This is a genomic window from Paenibacillus zanthoxyli JH29 (assembly GCF_000520715.1).
GTDB lineage: Bacteria > Bacillota > Bacilli > Paenibacillales > Paenibacillaceae > Paenibacillus_AQ > Paenibacillus_AQ zanthoxyli.
Genome location: NZ_ASSD01000158.1, coordinates 1 through 11201, shown reverse-complemented (window position 1 = coordinate 11201; position 11201 = coordinate 1). Strand labels below are relative to the sequence as shown.

The 11201-nt window shown below is 47.1% G+C and carries 9 protein-coding genes; all 9 read right to left on the bottom strand.

The window, feature by feature from the left end; translation table 11 throughout:
• Nucleotides 1-295 (bottom strand): ABC transporter permease (locus L691_RS0106105; protein WP_025689418.1); only part of this gene is annotated, 295 nt, incomplete at its 3' end.
• 106 nt (nucleotides 296-401) lie between these two features.
• Entirely contained in the window at nucleotides 402-1109 is a 708-nt protein-coding gene (locus tag L691_RS0106100) for an ABC transporter permease (protein WP_025689416.1), read from the bottom strand.
• Nucleotides 1110-1149: 40 nt separating this feature from the next.
• Nucleotides 1150-2067, bottom strand: coding sequence for an ABC transporter ATP-binding protein (locus L691_RS0106095; RefSeq protein WP_084653884.1), 918 nt, complete (start codon nucleotides 2065-2067; stop codon nucleotides 1150-1152).
• Between the two features lie 18 nt (nucleotides 2068-2085).
• Nucleotides 2086-2850, bottom strand: a complete 765-nt coding sequence (locus tag L691_RS0106090; RefSeq protein WP_025689414.1) for an ABC transporter permease — start codon at nucleotides 2848-2850, stop codon at nucleotides 2086-2088.
• A 3-nt stretch (nucleotides 2851-2853) separates the two neighbouring features.
• Nucleotides 2854-3606, bottom strand: a complete 753-nt coding sequence (locus L691_RS0106085; RefSeq protein WP_025689413.1) for a lantibiotic immunity ABC transporter MutE/EpiE family permease subunit — start codon at nucleotides 3604-3606, stop codon at nucleotides 2854-2856.
• Nucleotides 3603-4340 carry a lantibiotic protection ABC transporter ATP-binding subunit gene (locus L691_RS0106080; protein ID WP_036735635.1) on the bottom strand — a complete coding sequence of 246 codons (738 nt, stop codon included), beginning with the start codon at nucleotides 4338-4340 and terminating at the stop codon, nucleotides 3603-3605. The genes L691_RS0106085 and L691_RS0106080 overlap by 4 nt, the downstream gene beginning before the upstream one ends.
• 200 nt (nucleotides 4341-4540) lie before the next feature.
• Nucleotides 4541-5887: a lanthionine synthetase C family protein gene (locus L691_RS0106075; protein ID WP_025689411.1), complete on the bottom strand. Its 1347-nt coding sequence runs from the start codon at nucleotides 5885-5887 to the stop codon at nucleotides 4541-4543.
• Between the two features lie 15 nt (nucleotides 5888-5902).
• Entirely contained in the window at nucleotides 5903-7771 is a 1869-nt protein-coding gene (locus L691_RS0106070) for an ABC transporter ATP-binding protein (protein ID WP_025689410.1), read from the bottom strand.
• Nucleotides 7772-7808: 37 nt separating this feature from the next.
• Nucleotides 7809-10991, bottom strand: coding sequence for a lantibiotic dehydratase (locus L691_RS0106065; RefSeq protein WP_025689409.1), 3183 nt, complete (start codon nucleotides 10989-10991; stop codon nucleotides 7809-7811).
• Nucleotides 10992-11201: the final 210 nt, after the last annotated feature.

Genomic DNA, 11201 nt, shown 5'->3' with positions numbered 1-11201 from the left:
CCGCCGTCAATTTGGCAAAATACCATTGACTGCGGCGGTATGGATAGGTAAAGAGGGCGCTTAACGTTCGCTGCTCTTCATCTCTGGTAAACAAATAACCGGACAGAAAGCAGAAAAAAACAGGACGAATCCAAAGATTCATATAACTTGCTCTTAAAAATTCTTCCCAACTCAAGTCTTTAACTTGGCTTTGCAAATAACTTGAGAAGCAATCCAGCACAATGAGCAAAACGATAATCCATAAGACTTTGGAACGCTTGAACTTGAAGAGCTCCGTCATTATTTGTGTAAGCATTAGCGCCTCCCCTCTTGTACACTATCAGATGAACAACTCTTATTATACCATAATATACATTTTTTATCATAATTTCAACTATTTATTTGCCCATTTCTTGGACAGTCTACTTCACTTCCCTGCTATGAAACCATTTTATACTTATTAACGCGAGGATCATACTTAACCCGATGGAAACCGCGAAGACAGGCCAAAACGTTACAAAAAAAAGAGGATCTGCCGGTGCTTCAATATACTTCGTAAAGATGCCGACACCGAGCCTTGGCAAACCGACTAGTGACGCAATTAGGATTCCAATGATCCCAAACCCGGCGGCAATGGCCCAGCCCAATCCTTCAGCAAGCCAGAGCGAACCAATCAGCAATGGAAGCGAAGCGATCCAACCTGCAACAAATGAGGCTATAAACCCCTGCCATGGCGCTGCAGAGGGGATGGCAATTATTTTTCCAGCGGCTACGGTTAAAATAGCCAGCCACAGCGTACTTAACAATGTTTGAATGGCGAGGACTGCTATTTTGGAGCCGTACAGTATAGCAGGGGAAACGTGTCTGATTCGTAAAGCCTTCCATCTCCCGGAAGCGGATTCGAGATGAGCGGAAAGGCCTGACAGGAGTCCCCACGCCAGTGGTAACCAGACGGCAAACCAGAGCTGGTTAATAATGCCGAACACTTGCGTCCAGGCATCCTTCTCAAGACGATGCGGTTGAACATCAAGAGCGGTAAAGCCTGTTACGGCAATCGGCGCTAACAATAATAACCAGGGAATCGCTGTACGGCGGCTTTTGATCCATTCCGAACGAATACTCTTAAGCATCAGCTAACATACCTCCCAGCTGTTGAACCGGCAAATCACATTATACATTTTCTCTCATCAGTTCTATCATATAGTCGTCTATTAATCCTTGATTGAAGCTTGCTTCGATCACGTCCACGTCATGTTCGATCAGCAAGCGGGTGATCGCCGAGGAACGTTCCAATTGCTCGTAGACCAGGACCAACCCCGGCTCAGAAATTTTATAATCATGGATTCCCATGTCCTGCTCTAGTAAAACAGCGGCCTGCTTTTCATCGCTTACCCTAAACTTCATGTATCGCCGGGATTTTTGCAGCAGTGTTTCATGATCCAGCTCTGCCGCCAGTGTTGCGCCCTGAAGAATACCGATTCGATTCGCGATAGGCTGAATTCCGTTAATCAGACGACTCGAAATCACGATGGTCATCTGCCGGGTTTGTGATATCCGGCTGAGCAGCCGGCTGATTTCCTTTATCTCTTGCGAGTCAAGACCGCTCCACGGTTCGTCTAACAGTAACAGTTCCGGCTCATGCATAAGGGCTCTGGCGATCCCGAGCCGCTGCCTCATACTCATGGTAAGTCCGTAGCAACGGACGTTTTGGATGTCGGACAAGCCCACCATTTTCAGCGAATCGGCAATACATTGCTTGCCCGGCACTCCCATCAGCCGGCGATGAATCTCCAGATTTTCCGCGGCCGTCAAATTGTCGGCAAACCCAAAGGTTTCACTCATGCATCCCATACGTTCAAACAGACGCCGCTTTGCCCGATGTGAGGTTTCTCCAAACAACTCCACTTCCCCCGACGTAGGAGCAATTAGTCCCATCATCATTCGCAGCAGCGTGGTTTTTCCAGCCCCGCCCTTCGCCAGAATTCCATAAATATCGCCGCGTCTGATGTTTAGATTCATATGGTCAATAACCGTATGTTCCTTGTATTTTTTCGTTAATGCGATTGTTCGAAGAACAAAGTTCATCATTCTCACTCCACAGCTAATCTACTTCACTTCTCTGCCATGAAACCATTTTATACTAAAATAGGAAAGTATCGCACTTAATCCGATGGAAGAGGCAAAAACAGACCAAAATACAACAAGAACAACAGGAGTCATCTGTATTTCAATATATTTTGTGATGAATGCGTAAACGATGTACGTTAGGCGTATTGGCCAAGACCATAGAATGAACTGCCAAATGCCGACACCGAGCGATGTCGCTCCGATCAGCGACGCAATCAGGATTCCAACTATTCCAAACCCGACGGCGATTGCCCACCCCAATCCTTCAGCCAGCCAGAGCGAGCCAATCAGCAATGGAAGCGAAGCGATCCAACCTGCGACAAACGAGGCTATAAATCCTGGCCATGGCACCGCAGAAGGGATGGAAATCATTTTCCCGGCGGCTACGGTTAAAATAACCAGCCACAACGTACTTAACAAGGTTTGAATGACGAGGACCGCTATTTTGGAGCCATACAGCAGAGCAGGGGAAATGTTTCTGATCCGTAAGGCCTTCCACCCCCCCGAAGCGGATTCGAGATGAGCAGAGAGACCGGACAGGAGTCCCCACGCCAGCGGAAACCAAATAGCAAACCAGAGTTGGCTAATGATGTCAAGCATTTGCGTCCAGGCATCCTTCGCGAGATGATGAGGTTGAACATAAAGAGCGGCAATGCCTGTCACGGCAATCGGCGCCAGGAATAATAACCAGGGGATCGCTGTACGGCGGCTTTTAATCCATTCGGAATGAATACTTTTAAGCATTAACTAACGTACCTCCCGACCGTTGAACCAGAGGGTACCCAAGACAGCAAAGACAATAGCCGTAATTATCCCGAGCATAATTGCGACGGTAATATGAACGGGGTCCAACAAGGGACTGCTAGGCTCCAATGGCATACCATTGGCACGGAAACGGAATATAGGTTCCAAAGCGCGAATGGGCCAAGCCCAGGGATTGATCCGCCAAAATGAGCCATCAGCCATAATAACTCCGGAAATAATTCCAATAAATCCGACAGTAATGGTGAGGCCGAAACCAAAAACATGTGCCAGCCACATCATAATCGCCATCTGCCCGAGTCCCGCGAGCCAGGCAACCAAAAAACCGGAAGCCAAATTCCCCCAGGGAACAGGGCCTAATCCCGCCCAAAAATTCAATATCAATATAAATGCCGCAAACAGAGCACCGGCCAACAGGACGTGAATCGCCAAGGTCGCCAATTTGGCGGCATACAGTTTCCCCGGTTTTTGCGGATAAGCGTTAAGCACTTTCCACGCTCCGGAACGCCTCTCATAGGAAACGGCGAGAGCAACCAAAAGGGTAATGCCAAAGGGAAGTGCAGTGGTCGACCACCAATTATGGACATTCATCAAGATATAGCCCCATTTAATGCCTCCTGGAAGCAAAAAATTAAAAATCATCTCGGCCAGGGCGATAACAAAGGGACCGCAAACGATCAGCCAAGGCGTCACGGTTCTGCGGTATTTTATCCACTCTGAAGAAACCAAGCCTATCATCGGTACATCCCTTCTTTCCCGCTGTCCACAACTCGCATAAAGATGGCTTCAAGATCCTCTCCCCCGCCCTGCTTAAGCAAATCCTCAAGCGTACCCTGATACTGAATACAGCCTTGGCTGATTATCCCAACTTCTTGTACGATTTGCGCAACCTCGCTGAGAATGTGGCTGGAAAGAATGACCGTAATGCCGTGTTCCGTAAATGAATGAATCATGGCGCGCATTTCGCGGATTCCGAGCGGATCAAGCCCATTGGTCGGTTCATCCAGAATCAAGAGCTTCGGATAATTCAGCAGGGCGATAGCAATGCCGAGACGCTGCTTCATCCCGAGGGAATAGGCGGAGCTTTTCTTTCTGCGGTCCACCCCCGCGAGCCCGACAATGTTAAGAACCTCTTCGATCCGCTGTTCCGGCAGACCGAGCAAACGCTGGTGGACCTGAAGATTTTCCTTCCCCGTCAGATGTCCATAGAGAGCCGGTGTCTCAATCAACGCGCCTACGAAGGCCAGATGTTTCCTTGTCCAAGGTTCGCCAAACATCTCGATACTCCCCGACGTTGGATGCAGTAAGCCAACAAGCATTTTAAGAATGGTCGTCTTCCCTGCGCCGTTTGGACCTAGCAGTCCATAGACGCATCCCTTTGATATTTTCAAGTTGACATCCTTTACGGCATCTTGTTTTCCAAACTGTTTGGTCAGAGCCTTTGTTTCAACAATCGACTGCACCGATTGCATTTGCCGCATCTCCCCTCTTCTCATAAGTGTGCCTTTCATATCCTCACTATACGATCCAGTTCTTACACCTATTTGAAGAAACACTTAAGAAATCCTTACATTTTCGCTTAAAATAAATGCTCCTAACTTTGTAGGAATGGTGCAGTGCATCACCTCCAAAGAAAGGAGCGCTTAACAAGTAAAATATAAATCCTTATCCGTCAGGCAATTAAAAACGGGTAATCCCATATCGGTTCTGTGGTTGAACTTAAGGATAAAAAGAACAGTGCGATTCCTACCGTTCCGTCCAACAGACCGGCTTTATCGATGCCGTTCATGATTTCCAGGTCGCGGTAGCCCAAGGGCGATTCCGGATCATAATTCTGCAACAATGAATTTAAAGGTTTTTCAATATAACCGTAAAAACGTTCTTCTTTGACATCCTGAGCCATTCTGACTGTCAACTGCAGTAATCCGGATAAGCCGTGACAAAAGGTAGGACTATCCACATTCCATTGCTCTTCGGTACGGGAAAATATGGCGTCAAACCCCCGGATTCCCCACTGACAAAGTGAATCGTCTTGAAGGGATTGTCCGGCCAGAAATAAAGAACGGGCCACACCGGCAGTACCGTAGCACCATGCGTCTCTCGAATGTTCGGATTGTCCTTCATGAACCGTTTCCTGCTCAAAGGAAATGGCACTGGGCCAGTAAAGTCCATGCTCCCCTATCTCCGCATGTTCAATTAACCAATGGGACGCCCTTCGTATGGCATCTCTTTGCCCCTCCACTTCCACCCCCTTCTGAAGCGCAAGGCTCATAAGAGCGAGCGGCCCTGGAATACCGTGAGATAAGCCGCAATTGAACGAACCATGGGGATATTCCTTTTTACTCTCTTCTGTAAACTGGTGCTTTTGCGGAACATACCACCCCGGAACGGTATATCCGTCAACCTCAATGGGGCATGTTAGCTCAACGAGGTATTCCAAAATTCCGGATAATGTTAAAGCCGCCTTGTCATGATCTTTTACTTCAAGCAAATAGCGTCCTATTCCCGTAAGCCCCATGATTACATCGTAAGCCATGGGGGAAACACCTTCCTTTTCTGATGCAGTCCGTTTGATTTCATTTAATGCGGCCCAAACTCCATCGGTAATCCGTTCATTCAGTTCCGTTAAAAACCCGGTATACCGGGTTCCCTTGCGCGATGCGGACATGACGGCAAAAGCCACACCTGCCAACCCGCAAAACATGGACATGTTATAATAGCCGCCCGTTCTCAAACCTTCCTGCAAAACAAGAAGATGAGAATGAGCAATCAAATCCCAACCCTCATCCGGGCATTGACGATCCCATTCCGCAAAAAGAAGAATAGTGCCCGGATAGCCGGCAGACAATGCAACATCATCCCATGGATGCCCCCCTAATAAAGAGAGGTTGTCTGGAGCCGTCACGATCTGTTTTACCCGCTCCGGGTCTTTCAGCCGATTCGTTAACTCCAGGCTTAACTTTCGAGCCTCTTCAGCCCTCGTCGTGAAACCGCCCCAATTTCTGTTCTGCACTTCCATTCGTTTTCTCCCCCTCTATATGATGTTGGAATACCTTTCATTTCTTAATGCCTGCCCGATATAAGAATCGGCTTGTAAATGATATAACCTGGCATATTCTCCATTGTTAGCCATAAGTTCCTCATGGGTTCCCATCTCCACGATCCGGCCCTGCTGCAGAACGGCAATTTTATCGGCAAAGGTTACAGACGACAACCGGTGAGAGATAAAAATTCCGATACGGTCTTTAACCAGTTCATGGAACCTTTCAAATACTTCGCGTTCGGCCTCCGGATCGAGGAACGAGCTTGGTTCATCAAGAACGTAAACGTCCGCGTCTCTCATAAAAGCTCTTGCAATAGCCACACGCTGCCATTGCCCGCCAGATAATTGATGGCCGTCCTCGAACCAACGGCCTAGCTGGGTATCGAACTTTTTGGGCAAGTTCTCAACGAGAGCATCTATTCCCGCATCCGCGACGGCCTGCCATAATTTCTGTTCGTTGTCGATTTCCGCAAGGTTTCCATATCCGATATTGTGGCGCAGCGGCATCTCGTACTGAACAAAATCTTGAAAAACAGCGCCGATCCGATGCTGATACGCGGAAAGGTCGTAGTTCTGCACCGGTTGGCCGTTAATCAATATTCGGCCGTCATTTTCCGAGTATAACTGCATTAACAACTTAATGAGGGTCGATTTCCCCGATCCATTGTGGCCGACAATAGCCAAGGTTTCTCCCCGTGCTAAGGAGAAGTTGATATACTCGAGGGAAAAATGATCGTTCTCCTGATAACGAAAAGAAACATCGTGAAATTCAATGGTTTCAATTGTGGAAAGGGGTTGCCGTCGATCTTCTTCAGGTTCATTGTCCGTAACGTCTTTCCGCTGCATGGGGTCTGTGTGAAAATCGAGAAACGAAAATAACTGCTCAATATAAAGGTTGCTTTGGCAGAGACCCAGCACTTGTTGAACAATACTCTGTGATTTGCTTTGGATCTGAGTAATGGCCTGAATAATGCCTACAACATTTCCAATCGGAATCTGCCGCCTGTAAGCGGAGACAAAGGCTAACAGAATAGACCCTGAAGATGCAACCAGGTCAATCAACTGAAACGAGACCGAGATCCTCGCTTGTTTGCGGGCCAACTGTTTGTCTTCCCGAAAAAAATCTTCAACGACTCCTTTATATTTCTTTACTAAGTAACCGCCCAGGTTATATAGTTTGACTTCCTTAAAGGAGTTGTCCCTCGTTAACAAGTAGCTCAAATACCAAGCTGTTCTGGCTCGGTCCGCCCGTCTCCACATCGTCAAAAATTGCTGTTGACCAAATTTCAAAAAGAAGTAGAACGAAGCGGCGGGTATGAAGATAAGCAGCAGAGCCACCCACCCATTCCAGGTGATTAAGAATGCGGAAACCGATATTAAAGAAACTATGCCGCTTATAATGCCGAATATTTGTTTTGCAATCTGAAAGGGGCTATGCCCCGAATCGTTTTGCACTCGCTTTAATTGATCCTGAACTTTCGCATTCTCGAAATCGGACAAGGTCAAGCTTGCCGCCTGCTCCATTACGATAACGTTAATTGAATTAGAGAGCTTGGTTTGAAACAGCGATTCCACATACTCTTGCCAAGCGGAAACCAGGAGCGTGAACAGATTCACGCCTATAAAAAAGATAAAGCCAGCCGCCACTTCATTCCGGCTTGCGGAAATGTTGTTAATTAATTGCTGTGTTGCCCGGATTGACAAAACGGGCAGCAGCCCCTGTATAAGATTGATCGCAGTAATGACCAGCAGATTTCCCGGAGAAGCCTTCCAAAGGAGTTGCAACACGCGCGGCCAATATCGAAACGAACGGATTACATTTGGAAAGCTGATCATAACCTTATTTTGTTCGAGAGGCATTCTCAGGCACCCCTTTGCAAATTCCTGCCATGTTGTTTTATCCTCGTTTTTTATGTTTCCAATATTGAAGCAAACCGTCCAATGTATGACCTGCATAAGCCAGCGATTTTTTCTCCAATTCCCGATCAATTCCCAGCAGACGATTAAAATGCATATGCATCATACTGGATATGATGTTCGGGATAGGATTCCATAAATGCTGGGTGAGGTGCTCATTCGCCATACGTTTAGCATAATGCTGCAAGGCCGGGGAACGTTGTTCAAATGATTGCAGTATCGCCTCGCCGTTGGGCCGGTTTCTCAACTCATTCCAGTGCTCCGAACCGAGGATGTCCATCAATTCGCGGCGCCAAGTCCGATATTCTTTGCGGTATTCGTTTTTATCAATCATTCCATTAAGCAGGTCCAATTGCTCAGAGTAGGGCAAGCCGAATTGATTCATGATTTGGATTGCACTAATAGAAGCGATTATATAGTTAGGCCAGTCTGTGTTTCCATAGCGAAGCAACCGGATCAAAGGCACTGCGGTGCGGCTGTCCGCAAAAAATACCTGCTCGGCATCGGAAATCAAGGCTGGTCCGCCATAACGTCCTACCTCACGCTCATAGGTATCCAATACTAATTTTTGAATCAGCCCCTCCCGGACACAAAGCCTTGACCAATCATGAAGAGCCGGCATCAGCTTTTCAACTAATACTTCCGGTTCTCCACGGAATCTGAGGCGAATGTGGGGGGCCGGATCTTGATATCTCATGAAAAACCATTGGTTTGCATACTTTTTTTGTATCATCGTCTCCGAAAACTCATAGATCGCATTGACAATAAACTCATCCTGACGATCTTGGCCCCCGTACAGCTTCGCGAATATCCAATCGCTGCCCGGCAGCTTCATCTGCTCCTCCTTAGGACAAGTTTTGACCAGAGGGGATACCGGCAGGGAACGAATGACTCTTTCTTTTTTCTCAAGCTGAAAAACGCATTCAATGTTATAGCTGCCTTCGGCTCCCGTTACCCATCGTTCATCGAAAGAGCGCACCATTTCATGAAGAGTGACATGGCCATTCGCGAGCAGTTCTTTCCTCACTTCATCGACAAATTCCGTATTATCCAAATCCAATAATATGCGGTTATCCGCAACTACCATATACACATAACGCGGAACTGACCATTCTCGCTTCCACGCTTCAAATTGCCCATACCATTCGTTGTCATCCTCAATCTGTTTCCGGGAAGAGTAATTGGAGAGATACAAGTTCCATTTCGCCGGTGAGAGAATCGTCCGGCCGTAGCGTAAACGGGGTAGAAACACCGATTGCTCCAGAAGCCCCCAATCGAATGGCTGCCATAAACGAACCCCTTCAAAAGAAAGTTCCCGCATAAACCGGTAGATGTGAGGGCCTTGCTGGAAATTCAGCATATGCCCGGCCGTCACGATTATTTTTTTCCCTAAAGAACGCGATTTCAAATAAAGCCTGTCATGTGTGGCACAAACAACAATATCATCCACAGTTAACGGGGTTTTCCCTTTATCACTATTCGTCCCTATTGCAATTTCATAATCCCTAAGACAGGAAGTAAGCATCACATTGGCGATTCTCCCGTTTTTTGGTATGAATGCAGCCTCTGCAAATATCGTTTCAGGCTGGTATTGCTGTTGACGGTGTTGGATGTTCTTGATCGAGTCCCGAATCCCATCGTCAAACATATCGAGAAAACGTCCAAAGGTGGACCCTGATTCAAAAGAGCCCGGATTAGGACCAAGCACTAGCAAATAATCTCCGCGATTCAGAGCCTCTGGCGATGACGCCAGCACTTCCGTGTAAATCTCAAATGATTCCGGAGCCTCGTTTATGTCCTTGTCTTTGTCAATAAGTTGATCTATGAGTTCATCTGTCAATTCCAGTTCCATTTGCCGATGCAGTAAAACGCCTGCCACTTTATCCATAATTAGGCGCTGTCTGTCGGCTGCTTTTCTAGCTTTTTCCGCATTTTCTTCTTTGTAGTTCGCTTGGGGGTTCAGATAGATTGGCGGAACGCCGAGCCCCGTCTCTTCATTCAGCAATTCCAGGATCGGCACGTCACAGCAATCGCCGTATTTCTCCAGAAAGCGGCCGTGATATTCTTTGATATGTGGAAAGCCCGCTTCAGCCTGGGATAACAACCATAAAATCTCGCCAACTCTGGCCGCTTCTTCGCCGACGGATTGATGGAGTTCAAGATTTTGCCTGGAAAGGGCCAAATCCACTTGTACGGCAGATTTAGTCTCGCCATATTGCTTCATATATTCCGTCATTTCCTGGTAGATCTCCAAACCGCCTCCCAAGGGACAATCATCATATTTCCGGATCAAGGATTGAACCTGTGTCAGCATCCGCTTTTCTTCATCGACACCTTTCAATGGCTCGAGACGCTCCAATAGATATTCCAAGGGAGAGGGAATCGTTAAAGGCGGACGCAGTTCGCTAATGAGAAACTCCTTAGAAAACAATGTCCATACAAAATTCGTGATGACTTGTTCGCCTGCTTCCTGTCCTTCTTGATACAGGCCGGTTAGTTTATGTACCAAATCCTCAAATAAAATAGGCTGTGCCGCAAGTTCCAGCGCAGTCATAGCGGGAGGGGTAGCCCGAACCGATATCTTATCATCCTGACCGTTTTCACCATTTTGAGCTTGCCCAGTGAGTGTCGGATACAGGAATTCCATCCGGCTGCCGGTACACTGAACAGCATGATTTCTTGTCACCCTAAGCTGCTTGACAACGTCCAATCTCTCCTCCAAACGTTTTACTACGAGTAAAAGCCATTCCATATCCGGCCGTGTGCGCTTGGTATAATATTTAGGAGCATTCATTCGGACATCGGTTTTTTTAGCCAAATAACCTGCGGTCACACCCGCAAATAAGCCAAACGGAGTAGGACGAGTCGACATCCGGGAAAGATACTTTAACACACTGGAAGCCGCCTGCTTTGTTTTCCGCTCATCCGATCGGTTAACCAAATGAGGCAAAGCTTCATATAATCTGGGACTTGCTACAGCAATGGCTTCCTTTACATAGCTGTTTTTGAGCAATTTTTGTAAAGAATCTATATAAGAGTCGCCTTTTTGAATTTCGCAGAACGATTTCATTGGCAATAGCGGCATACGCAGCATGAAAAAAGGAAGGGGAGCAAATAACGAGCTTGTTGCAGTGACCGGTTTATCGCTAATTATATGAGCCATTTAAACTCCATCCTTTGTCAAATGATAGATTATGAGAGGGAAGAGGAGAGATAAGCCCGGACTCCTCTTCTTCGATCTTACGGGTTAATGAATTAGGCAATTACCAGCACAAGTAACAGCTGTTACATAGGGTAGCTGTTGGACAGCCTTGTGTACAATAAACTGTATCCGTTCGGGGTACAACATTGCTGCTGCTTTTCAAAACTTGAA

Coding starts and splice junctions, on each gene's coding strand:
- L691_RS0106100 (WP_025689416.1), bottom strand. CDS start 1,109: ATGCTTAAGAGTATTCGTTCGGAATGGATCAAAAGCCGCCGTACAGCG.
- L691_RS0106095 (WP_084653884.1), bottom strand. CDS start 2,067: ATGATGAACTTTGTTCTTCGAACAATCGCATTAACGAAAAAATACAAG.
- L691_RS0106090 (WP_025689414.1), bottom strand. CDS start 2,850: ATGCTTAAAAGTATTCATTCCGAATGGATTAAAAGCCGCCGTACAGCG.
- L691_RS0106085 (WP_025689413.1), bottom strand. CDS start 3,606: ATGATAGGCTTGGTTTCTTCAGAGTGGATAAAATACCGCAGAACCGTG.
- L691_RS0106080 (WP_036735635.1), bottom strand. CDS start 4,340: ATGCAATCGGTGCAGTCGATTGTTGAAACAAAGGCTCTGACCAAACAG.
- L691_RS0106075 (WP_025689411.1), bottom strand. CDS start 5,887: ATGGAAGTGCAGAACAGAAATTGGGGCGGTTTCACGACGAGGGCTGAA.
- L691_RS0106070 (WP_025689410.1), bottom strand. CDS start 7,771: ATGCCTCTCGAACAAAATAAGGTTATGATCAGCTTTCCAAATGTAATC.
- L691_RS0106065 (WP_025689409.1), bottom strand. CDS start 10,991: ATGGCTCATATAATTAGCGATAAACCGGTCACTGCAACAAGCTCGTTA.